The 21915-nt window shown below is 39.7% G+C and carries 19 protein-coding genes; 10 read left to right on the top strand and 9 right to left on the bottom strand.

Going from position 1 to position 21915, the window contains the following annotated elements; all coding sequences use genetic code 11:
• Nucleotides 1-71 precede the first annotated feature (71 nt).
• A complete protein-coding gene (gene pheS / locus JL001_RS02900) occupies nt 72-1100 on the top strand; it encodes a phenylalanine--tRNA ligase subunit alpha (protein ID WP_200974610.1) in 1029 nt (342 codons plus the stop codon).
• Nucleotides 1101-1169: 69 nt separating this feature from the next.
• On the opposite strand, the gene JL001_RS02895 is transcribed toward pheS, so the two are convergent.
• From JL001_RS02895 to JL001_RS02870, 6 genes are all read right to left on the bottom strand, one after another.
• Nucleotides 1170-2567, bottom strand: a complete 1398-nt coding sequence (locus tag JL001_RS02895) for a peptidylprolyl isomerase (protein ID WP_236252693.1) — start codon at nt 2565-2567, stop codon at nt 1170-1172.
• On the bottom strand, nt 2560-3369 hold the full coding sequence (locus JL001_RS02890) for a peptidyl-prolyl cis-trans isomerase (RefSeq protein ID WP_236252691.1): 810 nt from the start codon (nt 3367-3369) through the stop codon (nt 2560-2562). Before JL001_RS02890 ends, JL001_RS02895 begins: the two co-directional genes overlap by 8 nt.
• 55 nt (nt 3370-3424) lie before the next feature.
• On the bottom strand, nt 3425-5443 hold the full coding sequence (locus JL001_RS02885) for a peptidylprolyl isomerase (protein ID WP_200974607.1): 2019 nt from the start codon (nt 5441-5443) through the stop codon (nt 3425-3427).
• Between the two features lie 91 nt (nt 5444-5534).
• A complete protein-coding gene (locus tag JL001_RS02880; RefSeq protein ID WP_200974606.1) occupies nt 5535-5951 on the bottom strand; it encodes an ATP-binding protein in 417 nt (138 codons plus the stop codon).
• Complete coding sequence (locus JL001_RS02875; RefSeq protein WP_192009215.1) at nt 5941-6285, bottom strand: STAS domain-containing protein; 345 nt, start codon at nt 6283-6285, stop codon at nt 5941-5943. Before JL001_RS02875 ends, JL001_RS02880 begins: the two co-directional genes overlap by 11 nt.
• Before the next feature lie 34 nt (nt 6286-6319).
• Nucleotides 6320-8380 (bottom strand): GAF domain-containing SpoIIE family protein phosphatase, encoded by a 2061-nt coding sequence (locus JL001_RS02870; RefSeq protein ID WP_200974605.1) that lies wholly within the window; start codon nt 8378-8380, stop codon nt 6320-6322.
• An 81-nt stretch (nt 8381-8461) separates the two neighbouring features.
• On the opposite strand from JL001_RS02870, the gene JL001_RS02865 reads away from it, so the two are divergent.
• The gene (locus JL001_RS02865) at nt 8462-9178 is read left to right on the top strand and encodes a DUF4197 domain-containing protein (RefSeq protein WP_370567348.1); all 717 of its coding nucleotides are present in this window, start codon (nt 8462-8464) and stop codon (nt 9176-9178) included.
• A 17-nt stretch (nt 9179-9195) separates the two neighbouring features.
• On the opposite strand, the gene JL001_RS02860 is transcribed toward JL001_RS02865, so the two are convergent.
• Nucleotides 9196-9510: a DUF721 domain-containing protein gene (locus tag JL001_RS02860; RefSeq protein ID WP_200974603.1), complete on the bottom strand. Its 315-nt coding sequence runs from the start codon at nt 9508-9510 to the stop codon at nt 9196-9198.
• A 23-nt stretch (nt 9511-9533) separates the two neighbouring features.
• A complete protein-coding gene (gene hemW, locus JL001_RS02855; protein ID WP_200980282.1) occupies nt 9534-10658 on the bottom strand; it encodes a radical SAM family heme chaperone HemW in 1125 nt (374 codons plus the stop codon).
• A gap of 51 nt (nt 10659-10709) precedes the next feature.
• Here hemW and JL001_RS02850 point away from each other — a divergent pair, with 51 nt between their 5' ends.
• The 8 genes from JL001_RS02850 to gldN all read left to right on the top strand — a co-directional run bounded on the left by JL001_RS02850 (nt 10710) and on the right by gldN (nt 20011).
• Nucleotides 10710-12434 (top strand): BamA/TamA family outer membrane protein, encoded by a 1725-nt coding sequence (locus JL001_RS02850; RefSeq protein ID WP_200974602.1) that lies wholly within the window; start codon nt 10710-10712, stop codon nt 12432-12434.
• Nucleotides 12397-13545, top strand: coding sequence for a DUF4271 domain-containing protein (locus tag JL001_RS02845; RefSeq protein WP_236252689.1), 1149 nt, complete (start codon nt 12397-12399; stop codon nt 13543-13545). The genes JL001_RS02850 and JL001_RS02845 overlap by 38 nt, the downstream gene beginning before the upstream one ends.
• 46 nt (nt 13546-13591) lie before the next feature.
• Complete coding sequence (locus tag JL001_RS02840) at nt 13592-14365, top strand: uroporphyrinogen-III synthase (protein WP_200974601.1); 774 nt, start codon at nt 13592-13594, stop codon at nt 14363-14365.
• An 80-nt stretch (nt 14366-14445) separates the two neighbouring features.
• Nucleotides 14446-15423 (top strand): type IX secretion system membrane protein PorP/SprF, encoded by a 978-nt coding sequence (locus tag JL001_RS02835; RefSeq protein WP_200974600.1) that lies wholly within the window; start codon nt 14446-14448, stop codon nt 15421-15423.
• 116 nt (nt 15424-15539) lie between these two features.
• On the top strand, nt 15540-16634 hold the full coding sequence (gldK, locus tag JL001_RS02830) for a gliding motility lipoprotein GldK (RefSeq protein WP_192009209.1): 1095 nt from the start codon (nt 15540-15542) through the stop codon (nt 16632-16634).
• A 49-nt stretch (nt 16635-16683) separates the two neighbouring features.
• Nucleotides 16684-17496, top strand: coding sequence for a gliding motility protein GldL (gldL, locus tag JL001_RS02825; protein ID WP_200974599.1), 813 nt, complete (start codon nt 16684-16686; stop codon nt 17494-17496).
• Nucleotides 17497-17533: 37 nt separating this feature from the next.
• Nucleotides 17534-19135, top strand: coding sequence for a gliding motility protein GldM (gene gldM / locus JL001_RS02820; RefSeq protein WP_200974598.1), 1602 nt, complete (start codon nt 17534-17536; stop codon nt 19133-19135).
• Between the two features lie 54 nt (nt 19136-19189).
• The gene (gene gldN, locus JL001_RS02815; protein ID WP_200974597.1) at nt 19190-20011 is read left to right on the top strand and encodes a gliding motility protein GldN; all 822 of its coding nucleotides are present in this window, start codon (nt 19190-19192) and stop codon (nt 20009-20011) included.
• Nucleotides 20012-20063: 52 nt separating this feature from the next.
• On the opposite strand, the gene uvrC is transcribed toward gldN, so the two are convergent.
• Entirely contained in the window at nt 20064-21857 is a 1794-nt protein-coding gene (gene uvrC / locus JL001_RS02810) for an excinuclease ABC subunit UvrC (RefSeq protein WP_200974596.1), read from the bottom strand.
• Between the last annotated feature and the right edge of the window lie 58 nt (nt 21858-21915).

Raw genomic sequence — 21915 nt, 5'->3', positions numbered from 1 at the left:
CCAATCACGTTATTATGTGGTCATTAAATGATAATCTTTTAGATTTGCGTTTCTAAAACAGAAATATCTCTATGCATCAGGATAAGATCGAAGCATTAAAAGCAGAAATAGCACAAGCTGACGCCGGTAATTCGGATGAGCTTGAAGCTTATAGAATGCGATATATTAGCAAAAAAAGTGTGGTAGGAGAGCTCTTTGCAGCCATGCGCGATGTTCCCAATGACCAAAAGAAAGCTTATGGTCAAATGGTAAATAGCGTCAAGCAGGCGGCAGAGGCAAAGTTTCAAGAGCTGATCGATAAGGTGAATGCTGGAAATAGCCAATCCAAATCTGCGGATATTGACCTGACATTGCCAGCTACCAATGTGCCTGTAGGGGGAATTCACCCATTGACATCTACCAAGCAGCGCATTATCGAGATATTTGAAAGAATTGGCTTTAACCTGTCAGAGGGGCCTGAGATCGAGGATGACTGGCATAATTTTACAGCCCTGAATTTTCCTCCTAATCACCCAGCTAGGGAAATGCAGGATACTTTCTTTATTGAGAAGAATCCGGATATTGCCTTACGAACACATACTTCATCTGTTCAGGTAAGGGTAATGGAAAACCAAAAGCCTCCAATCAGAACCTTGTCTCCAGGTAGGGTTTTTAGAAATGAGGCCATATCAGCTAGGGCGCATTGTATCTTCCATCAAGTGGAAGGGCTTTATGTAGATGAGAATGTAGGTTTTGCAGATTTGAAGCAAACGTTATATCATTTTGCCAAAGAGATGTTTGGGAAGGAGACCAAAGTAAGGTTTCGTCCATCCTATTTCCCATTTACGGAACCTAGTGCTGAGATAGACATCACCTGTTTGCTGTGTGGTGGAGATGGGTGTAATGTATGTAAAGGAACGGGCTGGGTAGAGATTGGTGGTTCAGGAATGGTAGATCCCAATGTTTTGGAAAACTGTGGTATTGATTCTGAGAAATATACTGGTTTTGCTTTTGGTATGGGGATCGAGAGAATCGCGATGTTGAAATACCAGATCAAAGATTTGAGGTTGTTTACAGAGAATGATATTCGATTCCTGAAACAGTTTAAACCGCTTTTATAGGATTTTTTATCCAACAAAAAAGGGCGCCAGTCATTTGATTGGCGCCCTTTTTTGTTGCTTTTAACTTTGTCACTCCTTGAGCGCATTGCAGCGGTCATAGGCCGGGTCAATGTCGATAAATACTTCTTCTTTGGCTATTTTAAACCAATCCTCCAGGGCTTTTGATTCTTTTTGTTTCTTGGTGGCAGCTTTAAGCTTTTCGTAATCATCTTCTAGGTTGGCTCTGTGAGCTGGATATTTTTCCTTGTAGAAAAGTAAGCGGACGGCTTTTTCAGCTTCACCCGATCTTTGGTTTTGCTGCTCATACCTGATGGGCTGACTTAAAGTGCCTACGTTCATGGTATCCAGGGTGAAGAAAAGAATAGGGTCTTCCAAGGTTCTCAAGTTAAGTCGATTGGCTCCAGTGGTAGGGTCGGAGAAGAAGCCCCCGTTATCGGAAGTACCTCTGTCATCGGAAAAGTCCTTGGCAGCTTTCGCAAAGCTCACACTGTCCAAAGCAATTAGGTTTCTTAAGCTATCCAATTCTTTGACGGCAAGGTTAACGTCTTCCTCTGTTGGGCGAGGTTTGATCAAGATGTGTCGGGTATTGAATGATTCCCCTTTGATTTCCAATAGTTGGATAAGGTGAACTCCAAATTGTGACTCAACTGGTTCGCCTATTTCACCTTGTCTCAGACTTAATGCCATTGACTCATACTCGGGAGCTAATTCGCCTTTTCTAAAGAAGCCAAGATCACCTCCCTGAGCTTTGGATCCAGGGTCTTCAGAGTATTTTCTGGCCATAGTGGCAAAATCAGTCTCGCCATCCAAGATTTGCTGTTTGATATCATTCAGTTGCTGGATTACTCGATCTTTTTCTTTTCTGCTGGCTTCTGGTTTTTTTACAATTTGACCTACAGATACCTCTTGGGAAAAGAAAGGGAGGGAATCCCTAGGGATTTGATTGTAGAATTTTCGGACTTCAGCAGGAGATACCGACATGTTTTGGGTGATATTGGCACGCATCTTTCCGATGATCTTCTGCTCTTTGATCAGGTCATGGATCTCTGATTTGAGTTGCTCTGCTGTTTTACCATAAGCTTCCACCAATGTCTCTTCGTTTCCGCCAAATTGCTGCAAAACCATATTGAACCTTTGGTTGGTTTCCAAGATCACTTCCGCGTCCGTCACGATGACGGAGTCGATTTCAGCTTTCGCCACCATCAGTTTATTGATCAAGAGCGATTCAAAGACATCACACCTAGAAGGTGCTTCAAAGCCCTGTTGGGACTGAGAAATAGCTTCCAGATAAGCTTTTTGGACATCTGATTCGAGGATAATGTAATTGTCAACTTTGGCTACGATTTTATCCAGTACCTGCCCAGAAGGTTTGGGCGCTGTACTTGTACTGTCTGTATCCTGAGCATGAAGCCCCATGGATAAAAGGCATAACCATCCAATAGCAACTATTTTGGTAAGATTACTCATATATTTTAAACTCATTATTTTCCTGCGCTCTTTGATAAACATTGTTTTGTAGTGTTTCTGCAAGGGTTACTTTTCTTTTGTTGATAATGATCTTAGAGATTTCGTCCTTGACAAAATCCACAGGAGGAATTTGGTCCTGGAGCTTGTATTCTAAGATTTTGAAATAATAATTGAACTCATCATCTTCTACTTTGATGAGATTATTCCCACGGGTCAATAATTGTACTTTATTATTGTTTTCTGCCAAAGGGGTATTGATGATGATCTCATCAAAGTTTACCCATGTAGAATCTTCTAAGAAATAATTGGAGGCTGATTTGATGGCCAGCTCTCTTAATTCCTGCCCAGAAGTGTCTGTTTGGCGTTTCATAAGCCTTTCTGCTTGCGCATTTTGGGAAAGGCTTTTATCCATTTTAATATAGTTGGCCCGGACAATAATCTCCTTTAAGATAAAGTTATCCTTGTTGTCCGTATAATATTGATTGATCTCATCTTCACCTACTTCCCGGTCAAGGTGCTTTTCGACATATTCCTTTTCGTATTCATAAACGATCAAGGCATACTTATAATCCAATAATTTTTTGTCCAGCTCAGCTTGGCTCAATGTAATGTTCTTGCCCGCTTCCCTGATCATTACTTGCTTCTTGATCCAGGACTGCAAGTATCTCTTGGCCAAATTGGCACTGTCCTCCGGATTGGTAGTTTCCTTGGTAAGGAACTCCATATCTGCTTTTCGTAGATAGTTATTGTCCACGGAGGCTAGAATAGGATTATCCTCGCTATTCTCTTCTTCCGTTTTCATTTTGAAATAATGACAACTTGTTAGAGAAAAGCAAAGCACACCTATCAGGATACGCTTAGTTTTGTGTAACGACGATATCGGCAATTCTATTTTTCTCATCCTCATTTATCTGGATGATATAATTTTCTTTTAATAAACTGATTAAGTTTTGGTCCAAAGATTCTTGATAATCCTGAATTACCTTGCCTTTGGTCTCGTTAAATGCTTTTGGCCCAGCAGGGAACTGCTTGCCCAAGAGTACAATATAAGTCTTGTTGTCTATTGTAACTTGCTGTAATTTCTTCTGTAAAGCCGCGTTCTTCAAAACAGGATGGTCAGTGTACTCATAAGTTCCTTGATCAATGCTGAATTCAAGCGGAGAGTGCTCCTTTTCCAAGTAATTAGTGAGCTCACTTTTCAACTGGGAATTGAAAGATTTATCCGTTAAGAATTCTTGAACAGGCGATTTGACAGAAGTCTTGTTGATTTTGACGATCAAAGCCTGTACCCTGTCTTTCCATTGGTATTGGTCTTGATGTGTTGTGAAGTACTCTTGCAGACCTGCAGAGTCCTTTAAAGCCTTTTGCCAAACCATTTCATTCATCAAATTGAATAGCAAAATTCCATCGCGGTATTCCTTGATCAATAGCCTATAGTCTTCATTATTGGCTAAGAGATCCATCTCTTCGGTTTCTGCCAAAGAAGTTTCAATAAACTTATCCAACCAAGCTTTGAATTGGTTTCTTTGGGAAGGTTTGATAACTACTTCATCTGTCTCTATAAAGCTTACCAAATCAGATACTTTTTTTGGTTTTGCATCGATGCTGAAAAGCGTACTGTCCATCAGGTTTTCACCCGATAAAATTTGATGTGCATTACTGATTCCTCCGCTACTTTGTTTCATTGAACTAATGGAAGCATTGATGATAGCGGTGTTTTCTTTGAAATTGTATTTTGACTTTTGAATAGCTACAACTTGGGATTGAATCAGATCAGATCTGCTGTCCCTTAAGATTTTGGACTTAAGGCTTTCTTCCATTTCTTCATAAGAAGCAATGGGTTTCATCTCCTCCAATCGAATGATGTGATAGCCATAAGGTGATTTTACTGGAGCGCTGATCTCTCCTTCTTCACGTAGAGAAAACGCAGCATTCTCAAATTCTTTGATAAAAGCTCCTACGCCAAACCAAGGAAGGTTTCCGCTTGAGTTTTTGGTGGCATTGTCTTCTGAATAGGCTTTGCAGACTTCATCCCAGCTAACATCGTCTTTTTGAAGCTCTGTATAAATATCTGTGATCTTACGTCTTGCCCTGTCCTCTGAAACAGGATCGGCGGGGTCTGTTCTGACGAGAATATGGGATACACGAACTTGACCGGGATTTGGCTTTCGATCAATCAGCTTGATAATATGGTAACCAAAGCTGGTCAGTACGGGATCAGAGACTTGTCCTTCTTGAAGCTGGTACACCGCATCTTCAAAGGCATAAACCATTTGCAAGGAAGTAAAATAACCTAAATCTCCCTGATTTGTAGACACAGAAGGATCTTGGGAATATTCCAAGGCAAGTTCACCAAAGTTTGCCCCGCCTTCAGCTTTTTCTTTTAAGTTGATGGCCATTCTCAAGACAGCAATGGAGTCATCTTTACTGGCATTGGGAGGGAACCTTAACAAGATGTGTTGCGCATGAACAACTTCTTGCATTCTTGAATAGGCTTTTCTCAATTCCCCTTCTTGAAGGGAGTTTTCAAGCAGATAGGGCTTCTTCAGATCCTCCTTGAAGGTGCCAAACTCCCTAATAAAGTCTTCGGACTCATGCATGCCCAAAGCTTCAGCTTCTTTGACTTTCAGCTTGTAGTCAATGAAAAGCGATAGGTTTTCCTCAAATTCTTCAGGACTTAGCTTTTCTCCACTTTGGTTAAAGTCCCTGTTTTTGGACAGCATATGCAAAAATTCATCGGCAGGAACATTTTCGTTGCCAACGGTAAGGAGATACTGTGGTTCATCACTTGGAGAAGTACTTTGGTTGACCTGGGTCTTAGGTGAGCAAGCCAGTATCATCCCCATGGCCAAAAAGCCCAGATATGTAGTTTTCATCTTATTTTGCATGCCAAAAACAATATGCAATGTTACAAATTTTAATGAAGAAAGTGTGGTTTCAATACCGATATATGGAAAGAATTAACAATTATTTGGAATTCAATTGTTTGATCAATCGGCATATGTGTTTGGCGGGGGTGCTTTCTATTTCAATCGTGTCCATGATTCGTTTGACGAGCCTAATTCCAAGCTTTCCCTTAGTTTTACTTCGAATAACTTCTTTGAGGTCGGGTTCGACGTAGTCAAGCATATTGAAAGGCTCCCCAGTATCTATGATTTCAAAAATAATGCTTTGGTCAAATTGCTTTACCCTAATGTTGAGGTGATTGGAAGGGTTGCAGCTATGCGAATGGATCATTCGGTTGGCACATACCTCTTCCACTGCCAAAATCAGTTCGTTTTTCAAAACCTCTGAGAATTTGGCTGAAGAAAGCTCCGCATCAAGGAAATTCCTCAATTCCGCAAGCTTGTTTTTTTCGCAATATAAGGTCAGCTCATGCTTCATTTATGGTCTTTAGCGCGTCTTCTTTATTTGCTTTAAGGGTGATCAACTGGTCAAGGCCAAGGATATGGAACACATTGGCCACTTTATCCGAAAGACCAAAGATCAAAAACTGAATATCCTTCTCTTCAAAGTCTTCCAAATACGACATAAATACACCTAGGCCAGCAGAGGAAATGTAATCCAGACCACTTCCATCCACCAAGATGGTTTTATAGTTAAGAGATAAGACTTCTTTGATCTCATCATCCAGCTCCACAGAGTTGCTGGCATCCACCTGCCCATCCAAAATCAGTGTAACGTGCTCTATGTCTTTTTGTTTGTCTATTGATAACATATGTGATTATACGCTTAGGTTCAGCTAATGTTCCTTAATTGAATTTGATGACCATTAAGGAATAGTCATCATCAGGCAAGGCTGATTTTCCAACAAAATCATATACAGATTGTATGATATTGTTTTTGATCGTTTCTGGCTGATTTTCTTTATTTTGATTCAAAACTTCTTTTAACCTATCATAACCAAATTCCTCACTGTTTTGGTTCTTAGACTCTACAATTCCGTCAGTATACATGACCATAATGTCTCCGCTAACGTATTGTATAGTCCTTTCATGCAGGTAGTTTGGATATTTTTTATTTCTGACGATACCAAGCCCCATTCCTTCCAATGAAACAAATGCAGATTGGTTTAGCTCCTTACTAAAATATAGTGTAGGGCAGTGACCTGCCCGACTGAAGGAAATCGATTTTTTTTCCGTGTCCAACACATAATAAGTTGTCGTAATGAAATGGTTTTTGGCCAGGCATCTACTCAAAGCATTGTTGGCTCTGGTGAGGAATTCTTTTGGGCTGAGATCAAGCTGTACCAAGCTGTGAAAGATCCCTTTCATCTGAGACATATTGAAGGCCGCAGAAGTTCCCTTTCCAGAAACATCGCCAATAATCAAAGCGAAACGATGAGGGTCAAACTGAAAAGTCTCGTAGTAATCCCCTCCCACTTCATCTGCAGCTTCAGAGAAACCTACAATATCAAAATCCTTATTATGGTGCAGTTCTGATGGTAAAAGGCTCCTTTGTACCCTTTGGGCAATTTTGAGCTCTTCCTTGTACCTTTCGTTTCGGATAGCCTGGTTCAGTAAACGGTGGTTTTCCACGGAAATACTGGCTTGGCCTACAAAGGTGACCATGATATTGAGCATTTCCTTATTGAAGCCATTTTTAACCTCTTTGAGCAAAAATATATTGCCCAAGAGTGTTTTATTAACCCAGATGGGGATAATCAAAGCGGACTTGTAAAGCTCATGTTCAATAAAACCATTGGCATAGTCTTGGGAGGATTGGCTCAAATGGTTCAAATACTCACTGAGTGATTTTGATTTCTGGATCAGCTCACGAACTTCCTTTCTGGTTTGATTAGTGATAAACCTCTGGTGCAAAGTTTGGAAGTTTTTGTCATCATCCATAATTTCCAGCCAAGCTGCATCGGCATAAGCAGCACTCATGCAGCTGTCCATCAAAATATCCAGTACTTGGGTTTCGTTTTGCCCGGGTTGGATAGATTGGCTTAGCTTTTGAAAGTTAATGGCCTCAGTTAGTTTCTGCTCAAAAACCGAGGAAGTTGGAAGATTAAAAAGGGTGACCAATAGACTGAAAAGGGCATAAGTGATGACAAAACCAAATAGTCCCAACAAGAAAAGGTTATCCGTTAAACTGACTATGATATAGCTGGATTTATCGTACCCAAGCACTTGGAAAAACAAGAAGGTCCCCGTGACTAGAATAATAAAAAAGAAAAGGATGGACTTCCATTTATCCTTAAATGTAAGGTAGGGGATCCACTTTAAATTAACAGAAAGTATGATGCCCAATATCAATAGCAACAAAAGACCAAAAAGGAAAGTAGAGCCAAAACTGTTTTTGTTAAAATAAACATAAAACATGCTGACCAAAAGCATGACTTCATATATTTGCCATTGCTGAACAATGTTCTTATTCTTTTGGTACAAAATGAGCTTTTTCCATAGTAGCGTGCATGAAATCAGGAATATGGTGATCATTCCGAAATTGACATGGTAAAAGAAATTTGCCAATAGTGGATCTGTAGACAAGCGGGTATTTCCTAGGATGACATAGAATATTCTCGTTAATAAAGAAGTACCCAGTGCCATCATCCCGGTGGAAGCAGCCCGCCATATTAGCTGGATGAAGTTATTGTTTTCATTAAGTTCTATTGATCTTGAATAGAATAAATAGACCAAGATGAAGAAGATAATTTCCAGCGTGTAGGTGATTTCCTCAGCTATTCCTAGGTTCATCTGGTTGAGCTTACCAAATAATCTTAGGAGGTCAACAAAAAGCAAACCCAACCAGGTGAGCATAGACACCAGGAGAATAATCTTTCCGATATTTATATTGGGAAGTTTGACCATTGATAAAAAACTACACAATTATACGTAATGTCACTCAAATATCCTGAATGAAATAAAATGATATTAAAACCAACTATGAAGATGAAAAACAAATTTGGCTCTTACTTACTTGTAGTGTTATTTTTCATGATGAGCTGCACCACAGCGGAAGTCAATAAATTTATTCAAGGCGCCACAGAGGCTAGCTTGACAGAAGCCGATGTAAGCAATGGACTGAAAGAAGCGTTGGTAAAAGGAGTGGGGACTGGAGTGGAAAGTGCATCTTCAGTAGATGGTTTTTTGGCCAATGACTTGATTCGAATTGGCTTACCGGATGAGGTGCAAAAAGTAGAGTCAACTTTGAGAAGGATAGGCTTGGGATCTGAAATGGACAAAGTGATCACTACAATCAATCGTGGAGCAGAAAATGCGGCCATGGAAGCGAAGCCCATTTTTATCAATGCGATCAAGCAATTGGCCATCAAGGATGCTTGGGATATCTTAAAAGGTGAAGATGATGCTGCAACCAGTTACTTGCAAAGGACAACAACTGATCAATTAGTAAGTTTGTTTAAGCCCCATGTGCAGGAATCACTCGATCAAGTTGGAGCAACAAAGTACTATGGGGATTTGGTAAGCACCTATAATAATTTTCCAACCACCTCAAAAAAATTGGATCCTGATTTAAATACCTATGTGACTAATAGGGCTATTGAGGGTTTGTTTAAGTTGATTGCAGAAGAAGAGAAAGCGATTCGTGAGAACCCTTTGGAAAGAAGCAGTTCATTGCTCAAAAGGGTCTTTGCTGCTCAGGATTGATCAGTTGGCGAAGGTGTCTATAAGAAATGAATGTCCTCTATGGCGCCTTTGCCGAATTTGTCTTCTATGATCTGTAGGACTTTGCTTTTGTTCATCATCAATTCTTTTTTGATGGGGCCAGCGCTAAGTTTTACATAGAGCTGCTTGTTCTTTGCGTAGATAGAGGAAGTACGGGAAGCAATGGAATTGCCCATCATTTCTGCCCAAGCACTGACGATTTTTTTTTCGTTAAAGCGGTCTTTCAGTTTATAGGCTTGGAGCAACTCCTCAAAGGCTTCTTTGAGTGGAGTGATCTCCTTTTTTCGCGGATTATAATCCTTGTACTTCTTCATAAGATAAAGTTAGTAAGTATATTTTACACAAACAGCTTTCCAGCAATATAGTCTGCCAAAAGTTTTCCTTGTTTGGTCAACAGGAGGTTTTCCTTTTCTATCTTTACCAATCCATCTTCCAAAAAGAATTGGATGTCGGTGGATTTTGAAGCCAACAAGTCTATCCCGAATTGTCTTTTTACTTTTTGTAGGTCTGTTCCCCAAATCGTCCGCAAAGAAGTCAAAAGGTATTCATTGAGAATATCGGATTGACTTAATTCGTCTTTTTCAGAAAGCAAATGATCTTTTTGGAGTGCCTTGATGTATTGGACATTATTTGAAATATTGTGTTGTCGTGTTTTTCCATCAAATGAATGTGCGCTTGGACCAATTCCCAAGTAAGGCATGCCTTTCCAATAGTTGGTGTTATGAATAGCAAAGGCTCCGGGCTTACCAAAATTGGAAATTTCATATTGAACATAGCCGGCTTTTTCCAGATAATCCTGCATGAGCTCGAATTGTTCTGCGCCAAAATCTTCAGAAGCAGGTATAAATTTCCCCTTCTGGGACCAGTTACCTAGTGCTGTGCCAGGCTCTACAGTGAGGCAATAGCTGCTGATGTGCCCCGGATCAAGCCCTATAGCCTGCGTGAGATCTGACTTCCAAAGTTCATGATTGGCTTGAGGAAATCCATACATAAGGTCAATGGACATTTTCTCAAAACCTGTATTTCGGGCCCTCTGAATACATTTTTTGGACTCTTCAGCACTATGGCTTCTATTATAGAACTTCAGTACTTCATCACTAAAACTTTGTATCCCAATACTTAGTCGATCAAATCCCAATGACTTAAGTTCATGAAGCTTGTTTTGGCTGAGGTCATCAGGGTTAGTTTCTATGGTGATCTCTTCCAAGTCAAGCTTGTAGTGGATGTTGATGGTTTGTAAGATGGCTGAAAGCTCAGCTTCATTTAATAATGAAGGGGTTCCGCCACCAAAGTAGATGGTTTTGATCAGAGTTTGACTGCCTAGATAGTCTTTTCTTAGGGTCAATTCCTTGCAGATCATTTGCACCATTTCTTCCTTTAATTTGGTGTTGGTGCTGAAATGAAAGTCGCAGTAGTGACATGCCTGCTTACAAAAAGGGATATGGATATAAATTCCTGCCAAAATGATTACTTTTATCCCCACAAAGATAGGCAAAATCAACGATAAGCATTTTTGAAAGTTACATTCATTATATCCCTATTGGTATATCTTCTTCTTGCCCCCAATGCATATGGGCAAAAAACTTATTTGTTGAAATATGAAGTTCGGGGTTCATCTTTTCAAGAAGGGGAGAAGTTTTTTAAGGATTCACTTGAAGGGCATAGCTTTGTGAAATCGAAAATCCATGCTTTGCAAGAAGAAGGTTATCTAATGGCAAAAGTGGTGGGGTCAATTTGGAGTGATAGTTCCAGAAGTGTGACTATTAACACAGGAGAACAATATCATTGGGTGGAACTGGGAAAGGGAAATGTGCCCGGTCATTTACTGAACCAAACAGGGTACGACCCAAAAAAATTTAGTCAAAAGCCTGTCTCACATGAGAAAGTGGTCAAGATGTTTGACCGGATATTATCAATTGAAGAGAATCAAGGCTACCCTTTTTCATCGATCAGGCTGGATAGCATCAGCCAATCTGAAAATCAACTAAAGGCCAGTCTTCATTATGAGCAGGGTCCAAGAATAACATTCGATAGTATACAGATCATAGGAGATGCTAATGTTAAGTTAGGTTTCATTCAAAGAAAGCTGAGAATTGTTCAAGGAGAGCCTTTTTCTCAGAAAAGAGTAGGTGAAGCAGTTGAGGTGATCCGGAAACTCCCTTACCTCAAACTGTTGGAGCCACCCAAGGTAAGTTTTCAAAACAGTGAGGCAACAGTGTACCTAAACTTGGAAAAAAGGAAGGTGAATTCAATAGATGGTATTATAGGATTTTTACCAAATGAAGTGGAGGAAAATAAGTTATTGGTGACGGGACAATTTGATTTGGATCTTATGAATGTGAGCGGAAGGGGCAGGAATTACTCTTTGCATTGGCAGCGCCTTACCCAATACAGCCAAAACCTGGAAATCTCTGCTTTGGAGCCCATGGTTTTGGGGTCAGTTGTTGATCTCAGCGCTTCCTTTTTTTTGCTTAAGGAAGATACGACTTTCATCAATAGAGACTTTCGGTTGGGATTTGGATATCCGGTTAGCCCTAAGGTCTATTTGGATTTTTTTACGAGAAGGAAATCAGGAGACTTATTGTCAGTACCTGAGTTGGAAGAAACTTTGCCGGATGTTTTAGACTATCGTTACCATAATTACGGGCTTTCATTCCAATATGCGAGCCTTGATGATGTATTAATGCCAAAGCGTGGGCTGAGGATTGTTACTGAAGGGGGAATTGGAAATAAAAAGGTGCTTCAGAATACAGGGATTCCAGAAGAGCTGTACAATGACATTGATGCGGAGTCGTTACAGTTTTTTGGGGAAATATCCGTGGAACAGTTTTGGCATATCAGTGGCAGAATGACGATAATGGGACGCCTAAGAGCTGGAGAACTTGCAAGTGATAATATTCTTGAAAATGATATGTACCGTCTAGGGGGATTAAAGAGTATAAGAGGTTTTAATGAGAATTTCTTTTTCACAAACCGATATGTTTATGCTAATTTTGAGCCCAGGTTTTATTTTGAAGAAAACTCTTATTTTCTGCTTTTTGCAGATGTGGGGAGGCTGGAAAAATCCCCAGTTGGATCAGTGAGAGTGGTAAATCATCCACTTTCTTTGGGAGGGGGACTGAGCTTAAACACATCTGGAGGGACTTTCCAATTTATTTATGGAATGGGAAAATCCAATGAACAAAAGATGGGAGTAAACTATGCTAAAATCCATTTCGGATATATTGGAAGATTTTAATTTTATGAAGCTATTTGTAAGGCTGTTTCTTTTTTGCTTTGGTTTGTTGATTGTTGCGACTGCCCAAGGACAGGTACTGGAGAATTATAATCCAAAAATAAGTATCAAACACAAAGGCGGTTTGTTGCCTTCCCCAGTGATGGCAGCCGTGGAAATTGATATTACGGATTTTCCGAAAGCTTCTTTTGATATCCAAGTGCCAGAGGAGTCTGCTGTTTTTTTAGGAGATAAACTTTGGTTTTATACCAAGTCTGATACCAACTTCATTACTTCTGTTAAGACGATTGAAGGGCTGGTACAAAGTGATTCCCTTAACAAAGTGGAGTTGTTGATCTATAAAAGTGGAATCGATGAGGATGCCATTTCAATCAAGAAGGGTATTTTTAAGAAGGCCAGCGGTGTGACCGAGGGGAAAAATGCTGAAGGGAACCTTTTAAGGATAAAAGATGAAGTGAAGGACTTTTTAATTGTGGCTTTGATCGTGATATTGGCTTTGGTGGCAATATTCAAAGTGACTTATCCCCTGGTTTTCCAGTCTGCACTGCGTCCCGTAGCCGTTTTTTCTGATGAATTTTCCGACTCAAGCAGTGGAGGAAAAGTGTTTTCCTCAGATGTTTTGTTTTATCTATTGGTGTTCAGCATGCTGGTTTCCTTGTTTATCATGTCGGCCATTCATTTTATGGATGTGCCATTGTTAGAAGAATTTTTGGAGGGAAATCTAAATTATTTATTCTTAGTCTGGCTATCAGGAACGGCCATTTTTATGGTTTTATCATTCCTTAAATATTTTTGGATCAAATTATTTGCGGTGATTTATCAACTTGACCGACTGGATTTCAGTCAGTTCTTTTATTTAGTTCGTGGCCTTCTTATTGTGTTATTGTTTTTATTTGTAGTGATTTTTGGATTTTATCTGCAAGGCACCACTGCTATGGACCAAATAATGAATTATGCGGTGACATTGTTTCTTTTAGTTTATTTATTGGGCGTATTTAGACTTTTTTACTTAATGTTAAAAAAAGTGCCTTTTAAAAGTTACCATTTATTTTCTTACCTTTGCACCTCTGAAATGGTTCCATTTCTATTGATTGTAAAGATAGTTATGGGCTGATCTCAGGTAAATCAACTAGAGAAAACAAAAGTAGAAAAAAGACAATATGACAAAATCTACCAAAGACAGATTTCGGCCGGTGAAGAGTATTTTGGTTTCTCAACCTCGACCTTCAGACGCAAAGTCTCCGTACTTTCAGTTGGCCGAAAAGTACAATCTCAAAATCGATTTTAGACCTTTCATTCAGGTAGAACCGGTTTCTATCAGGGATTTTAGAAAGCAGAAAATCGATATTTTAAAGCATACCGCAGTCATCTTTACGAGTAGAAATGCCATTGATCATTTTTTTAGTATCTGCCAGGAGCTTAAAATAGAGATGCCAGCTGACATGAAGTATTTCTGCATTTCAGAGCAAACAGCTCATTATTTGCAAAAGTACATTGTGATCAGGAAAAGAAAGCTTTTTGTTGGGGTGAGAACTGCTGCCGACCTATTTGATTATTTCAAAAAGCATAAGGGAGAAAAATACTTGTTCCCATGTTCCGATATCAGAAAAGATGATATCCCAGAGTATCTGGCGAAAAATAACATAGAATTCACAGAGGCGATAATTTACCATACAGTAGCTGCGGATTTGTCAGATTTGAAGGACATCAAATATGATATTTTGGCGTTCTATAGCCCATCTGGAATCAAATCTTTGATCCATAATTTCCCGGATTTTGAGCAGGGTTTTACCCGAATAGCCGCTTTTGGACCAACGACTTCAAAAAGTGTAAGGGATCAAGAACTTACTTTGGATATAGAAGCACCAATGCCTAATGCACCAAGTATGACAGGGGCGTTGGAGTTATATATCAAAAAAGTAAATAACGTCTAAAAAAACTCAACATTTATAAGGTAAATTCGATTATAATTGTGTAGACTAGATATATTGAGGATAATATACTTTTAATACACATGAAAAAGAGAATTTACCTTTGTTTTATACTTTTTTCAAGCATATCCCTTGGAATAATTACCAGTTCGTCAGTGATGGCGCAGCAAGATGCCCAGTTTACACAATACATGTATAATGGGCTTTTTTATAATCCTGCTTATGCAGGTCAAAAAAGTGGATATAGATTTTCAGCATTACACAGGAGTCAATGGCTAGGCTACAGCACCTCTACCGGGCAAGGAGGAGCCCCCACCACTCAATTACTTACCGCCAGTGGTAGAATTCCATCAATGAATTTTGGTTGGGGTTTGTCATTTACAAATGATGATATAGGCCCAACTACTAATCAGGATATCAATCTATCTTTGGCTTATCATCGTAAGTTAAGGAGAGGGACACTTAGTTTAGGTGTTTTTGGAGGTGTATTTTCAAGCACCATAAAATATGATGAGATAGATGTAGTCAATCCCGACCCAAGTATTCCAATGGGCGGGGATGAGAGTCAAATGAGCGCTAATTTTGGAGCTGGATTATTGTATGAAACAACAAAGTATTATGTAGGGCTTAGTTCCCGTCATATTAATGAGCCTACCTTTGATTTCGGAAATGGAGCCTTTGATAATCAATTAAACAATCATAGTTATTTGCAGGTTGGATATAAAATAAGTACGTTTGCACAAGTGACATTTGACCCAAGTTTATTGGTGAAAAGTGTAGGTTTCAATAATTTTTCATATGATGTCAGCGTTATAGCCACACATAATGACAGGATTAGTGGTGGATTGGCATATAGAGGGGAAGAGTCCTTGTCAGTACTGTTTGGATATCAATTGTTAAGAGATAGGTCCCTAAGGTTGGGGTACGCGTTTGATTTGGTAGTTGGTGGGAATGAGGCAAAAGCTCCTAGTTCGCACGAATTTATGTTATCGTATAATTTACCATCAGTAACGAGAAAAGTACAAAAGATCATACAAAGAACACCGCGATTTAGGTATTAAGGAAGGATTAAATTTTTCCTAATTTTTGCTTTGTTTTAGTATTTTCTGTTAAATTTCGATCTTGGTAAATCGACGTTAATCAAGTAATTCAGGAATTGTCAACTAAAGTGTCATATATGTACAAGAAAATGAACTCACGGTATTTGACGGGAGTAATGGTGCTGGCAGCATCGGTGCTTCTACAAGGCTGTGGTCTTTTTGGTAGTAAGGGATCTGCCAGTGAAAAGGCCAACGCCTCAGGTGAGGTGACAGGTGTGCCAAACCGATCGGGCTGGCAACAAACTCTACCACACGAAATGGTTCCGGTGAAAGCGGGGACTTTTTGGATGGGACAGGCTGATGAAGATATCGCCGTAAGTAAGTCCTCTTTGAACAAGCAGGTAACGATATCTGAATTTTATATGGACAAGTATGAAGTGTCCAATAATAAGTATCGTCAATTTTTGGAAGCTGTAAGAATGGGGGAGCTTGCCCTGTCCACACCTACTACCTTAAAAGATCCTCCTCAATTCAATATCGATGAATTGCTTCCGGATACTACTGTATGGTCCCAAAGTTTCACCCACCACTATGGAGATCCATTGATGGAGTATTACTTTGAGCATCCTGCATTTGATGACTACCCAGTAGTTGGTATTTCTTGGGAGCAAGCCAAAAAATTCTGTGAGTGGAAGACTTATCACATGAATGCCAATGATAAGTCAGAATACGATATGCCAAGATTCAGACTTCCTTCAGAGGCTGAGTGGGAATATGCTGCCAAAGGAGGTAAAGAAATTGCAAAGTACCCTTGGGGAGGTCCATATTTGAAAAATAGAAGAGGCTGTTTGATGGCCAACTTTAAACCTGGCAGAGGTAATTACATCGATGATGGCTTTGCCTATACTGCCCCTGTTGATACTTATGCTCCAAATGGCTTCGGTATTTATAACATGTCAGGTAATGTTGCTGAATGGGTAGAAGATGCCTATAATCCAGCTGGAAGTGCTTTGACTTGGGATCTGGATCCGAAGTATGAAGATGAAAATGAATCTAGAAAAGTGGTTCGTGGAGGTTCTTGGAAAGATATTGCCCATTATCTTGAAACCAGCACACGAACTTATGAATACCAAGATGTCAAGACTGCCCACATCGGCTTTAGAACGGTGATGACCTTTATCGGTAGATCCGGTTCTATGGATGTAAGAGCATCAAGACGAAGAAGACGTTAATCACTACACTAAATCACACACACATTAATTAACTATACTTTTACTACCTATGTCGAAAAACAACGAAAATTCATTTGCTCATAAGTTTTATGGCACGATTATGCCAAAGATTTATGGGATTGGTGCCGCAGTAGTTATTCTAGGAGCCATGTTCAAAATCCTAGATTGGCCATTTGCTTCCCTAATGATTGGAGTAGGGCTTTCCACCGAAGCCTTGATTTTCTTCTTATCTGCTTTTGAACCCAAAGCTAAAGAAGTGGATTGGAGCAAAGTTTACCCTGAACTTGCTGATGAGGCTGCGCCAGCGAAACCTCGTAAAGCAGCGGTTGCTGCTGTTGCCAGTGATAATGTTTCTCAGAAGTTGGATAAAATGCTAGAAGATGGAAACATAGGTTCTGATCTTATTGAAAACTTAGGTAAAGGCCTTCAGAATTTGGCCAAGTCTACCGAAAAAATGGGCACTGTGGCAGATGCAGCTGTAGCGACATCCGAATACGCAGAAAATGTAAAAACAGCATCCCGAACTTTAGTTGATATTAACCAATCTTACAGTAAAACTGCTGCGGCATTGACAGAAATGTCTTCTGCATCCCAAGAAGCAAAGGAATACCGTGATCAGGTAGTTTCTGTAACCCAAAACCTTTCTGCATTGAACGCAGTGTATGAAATGGAATTACAAGACGCTAACAGTCATGTGAAAGTTCTTAATAAGTTCTACTCTAACGTGACAGCAGCTATGGAAGGCTTGAATGAAGCCGGTAAAGAAACTGAAACATTCAAGGCTGAATTGGCAAAATTAAACAAAAACGTTAGCTCGTTGAACAACATTTATGGTGGCATGTTGACCGCCATGAAAGGTTGATTTAAATTTATTGTAGAACTAAAATTTAACTGGATATATGGCCGGTGGTAAAGAGACGCCACGGCAGAAGATGATCGGGATGATGTATCTCGTTCTGACCGCTCTGCTGGCGCTACAAGTAAGTAATCAAATCCTTCAGAAGTTTATCCTTCTGAATGATGGCTTGGAAAGAACTTCCAAGAATTATAGATTAAAAAATGTCAAGACGGTAGACAATATACGGTCAATTGTTGATGAGCAAGGCAATAATGCCAAAGATGTGCCCAAAGTAGAAGCTGCTGAGCAAATCAGGGAGAAGACTGCAGAAATCTTCACCTATTTGGAAGGACTGAAACAGGAGCTTATCACCACATCCAATGCGATCAATGATGAAGGGCAGTTTAAAAATAGTGCCTTGAAAAACACGGATATTGCTGGTAATATTTTTAACAATAATAAGAAAGGGTATGAAATGCAGGAGAAGCTAAATGCTTATCCTCAAGAGGTATCTGCCATCTTAAAAGGAATAGGTGTTCCACTCGAGTTCGAGAAAATCGCTAAAGATGCAGAAGAAATTGACCTTTTCAAGAATGATCCGGACGTTAGATACAAGGACTTCGTGAATTTAAACTTCGTTAAATCCCCTTTGGGGGCTGTATTGGCAATTATCAGTCAATATGAAAATGAAGTGTTGAATATTGAGAGTGAAGCATTAAATGAACTTTCCAGTTCTTTGGGGTCATTCTATATGAAGTCGGATATCTTCGAAGCAACCGTTTCGGCTAACTCCAATATTGTAGCGGCAGGGACCAAATTTGAAGGTAGTTTGTTCATCGCTTCTGCATCCTCTTCAGTGCAGCCAAAAATGACGGCAGATGGAAGAGAGATTCCAGTAGAGAATGGCTTTGGAAAAATCAGTTTTCCAGTAGGTCCTGCTGATAGTTATGATGACAGAGGCCTTGCGAAGAGAACCTTGAAAGGAGAGATCATGGTAAATGTAGGAGGTGAAGATAAAGTGTTGTCAGTAGATTACGACTACTTTGTGGCCAATCCTACTATTGAAGTAACGGCAGAAGCCATTCAGCAGCTCTATGCAGAATGTGCCAATGAATTGAGTATCAAAGTGCCTGCTTTAGGTAACAGTTATGCGCCTGAGTTTGCGGTGAGCAATGGTCAGGCTATCAAAGGTAGTAAGCCAGGTGATGTGACCATTATTCCGGGTAACTCTGGAAAGGTGAACATTGGTGTCAGCAGTGGAGGAGCCAAAATCGGTACTAAGACTTATGATATCAGGCCAGTGCCAGACCCAAACATTCTACCATTCGATAGTAGAGGAGAGATTGATTTATTAACTGCTTATCCTGCGCCAGGCCCATCTCAACTTATGATCAAGGCTGTTCCAGAGCCTACTTTTGGCAGAACAATGCCTAAAGACGCCCGTTTTGAGGTGACAGGTGGTGTTGTGAAATTGCTAAGAAATGAGGTTCCGAGAGATCAAGTGAATATAACTGGTGAAAATGTTTCCATTAGAAATCTGCTGGCGGCAGCACGAAGCGGTGATGCTCTGTTGATTCAAGTTACGGAAGTAACTAGGACCAATTTTAGAGGTACCAAGATTAAGAGTGCCCAAAACAAGATTATGAGAATAGCAATTAAGTAAAATTCTTAGCGTTTTGTTTTAGAGGCCTTCATTTGAGGAGAAAAAGATATTGTTATGAAAATACTACATGTAAAATTCCTTGGAGCACTATTGGTGTTGATCATTTCCGCTTTAGGTGGAACGGTTAATGCTCAGGTTGGTGCGACCAGTGTCGATCCAACCAGTGGCGGCGACAGACAGTTTGAAGTGGATACTGTGTTCTCGGCCCATCCCATTCGGGAAGACGATAAAATGTATCAAATAGGAGTTTGGAGAAGAATTGACTTAAGGGAAAAATTCAACCATCCGCTTTATGGTACAGGTGATACCAAGCAAAATGGTATTGTCAACAGTATTTACAAAGCAGTTGTGGAAGAAAATGCATTGGAAGTATTTGCAGATGAGGAATTTAAAGAGCCTCTTTCCATTGCTGATTTTCAGACCAATTTCTGGATAGCAGCCAATGGTGACAGTATCTTTGTAAAAAATCTCCATTACTTGGATTTTAAAGAAGATTTCTTGTTTGACAAGCATCATTCCCAAGTGAAATTTGACATCAAGTACCTTCATTTGGTGATGCCTTCCCAGACCAACTCCAATGCTGGTCAAAAGACAATTGCCTATATCAGGTACAAAGACTTCTATGAGTATTTTAAAAACCATCCAGAAGCGAAGTGGATCAACTTTAATAATACTTCTAAAGACTTGTCTTATAGCCAAGCATTTGATTTGAGATTGTTCAGGTCAGTGGTCAGAAAATATTCAAATGCGGATGATGCATTGATTGCGGACATGGTTGATCCCAACAATGCCACTCCAGAATTGCAGGCCTTCTTAGATGGCTTAAAGTTTGAATACGACCTTCTGGAATTTGAGAATAGTCTTTGGGAATGGTAGTCATTCGGATAAAGAAAAAATGATAAATAAAGCCGAGAGCTTGCTCTCGGCTTTATTGTTTGATAAAATTAATGATTTTTTTTGCTTTGTCATTGCCAATGATCTCCGCGATTTCCTCTTCAGAAGCTTCTTTGATTTTTTTGACAGACTTATAATGCTGCAATAACTTGTTGGTTGTTTGTGGGCCTATTCCTTCAATTTGGTCCAAGGCAGTTTTAAAGGAATTTTTACTTCTTACATCTCTGTGAAAGGTGATGGCAAATCTGTGGGCTTCGTCCCTTACACGTTGGATAAGTCTTAATGATTCTGATTTTTTATCAATATGAAGCGGGTAGGAGTCTTCTGGAAAATAAATCTCCTCTAGTTTTTTAGCAATGCCAATCACTGGAACCATTCCATAAATTCCTAAGGATTTCATGGCTTCCACAGCTGCGGAAAGCTGTCCTTTTCCACCATCAATGACAATCAACTTAGGCAATGCTTTGTTTTCCTTGAGAAGTCGGCTGTAGCGCCTTCCTACGATCTCAGTCATGCTGGCGAAGTCATTGGGACCTTCCACTGTCTTAATATGAAAATGGCGGTATTCTTTTTTTGCCGGCTTGCCGTCAAGGAAACAAACCATACTGGCTACAGGATAAGCTCCTTGAATATTGGAGTTGTCAAAGCACTCTATATGATCAGGAATTTCTTTCAGTGAAAGGTCTTTTTGGAGTTGCAACAGGATTCTGTTTTTCTTTTCCTTAACCTTTCCACTGGCCAAAGCTTTTTCCTTCTTGTAGTACATGGCATTCTTCAGTGACAATTCGATTAGCTTTCTCTTGTCTCCGATTTTTGGTACCACTAAGTGTAGGCCTTCAATGGGTTCTTCTAAATCAATATTGCTGATGATTTCCTTGGAGTCACTTTGAAATTGATCACGTAGCCTAAAGATGGCAGTAAGCAATAGCTCTTGCTCTGTTTCATCCAGCTTTTTCTTAAGTTCTACCGTTTTGGTAATGTGGATAGCACCATTTTTAATTTTGAGATAGTTCACAAAGGCAAACTTCTCATCAGTAACGATGGAGAAGACATCCAAACTGGTGATTTGCGGGTTGGCAACCAGAGATTTAGCTTGGTACTTCTCCAATAATTCCAGCTTGTCTTTGTACCGTTGAGCAGTTTCAAAGGCAAGATTTTCTGCTGCTTCCTGCATCATGGTTTTAAAGTAAGCTTTGGGAATTCCCAAGTTTCCTTTTAGGATATTTTTGGCTTGGTCAATGTCCTTTAGGTAACTTTTTTCAGCTTGAAATCCCTCGCAAGGTCCCAGACAGTTGCCAATATGGTATTCCAAGCAGACCTTGTATTTTTGCTCAGCAATTTTATACGGATTTAAATCAAGTTTACACGTTCGGATAGTGAAGAGGCTCCTGATCAATTCCAACACATTGTTCATCGCTTTGACACTGGCAAAGGGACCATAATAAGTTCCTCTTGAGGGAATTACTTTACGCGTTGGGTAAATTTGCGGAAAATGCTCTTTAGTGACCAACAAGTATGGATAGGTCTTGTCATCTTTAAGAAGAATGTTGTATTTGGGCTGGGATTTTTTGATGAGATTATTTTCTAATAATAAAGCATCAAACTCGGAATTGACCATGGTAAATTCGATCCTGCGAATCTCTTTTACCATTCTTTTGGTCTTCAAGTTCAGTCCAGCACTTTTGATAAAATAACTTGCGACTCTTTTTTTGAGACTTTTGGCTTTTCCGACATAGATTAAATCATCTTCTCCATTGAAGTACTTGTAAACACCAGGTACATCGGGAAGCTTATGGTATTCATCTGGGCTATAAGAAGGACTTAACATATTGACAAATATAAAAAAACAGCCCGATCAACAGGCTGTTTAAGTATTCTAATCTAGA

Origin of the sequence: Echinicola sp. 20G, from assembly GCF_015533855.1 — a bacterium.
Classification (GTDB): domain Bacteria; phylum Bacteroidota; class Bacteroidia; order Cytophagales; family Cyclobacteriaceae; genus Echinicola.
Note: the sequence above shows the minus strand (reverse complement) of the source record. Positions and strands in the feature narration are given on the sequence as shown.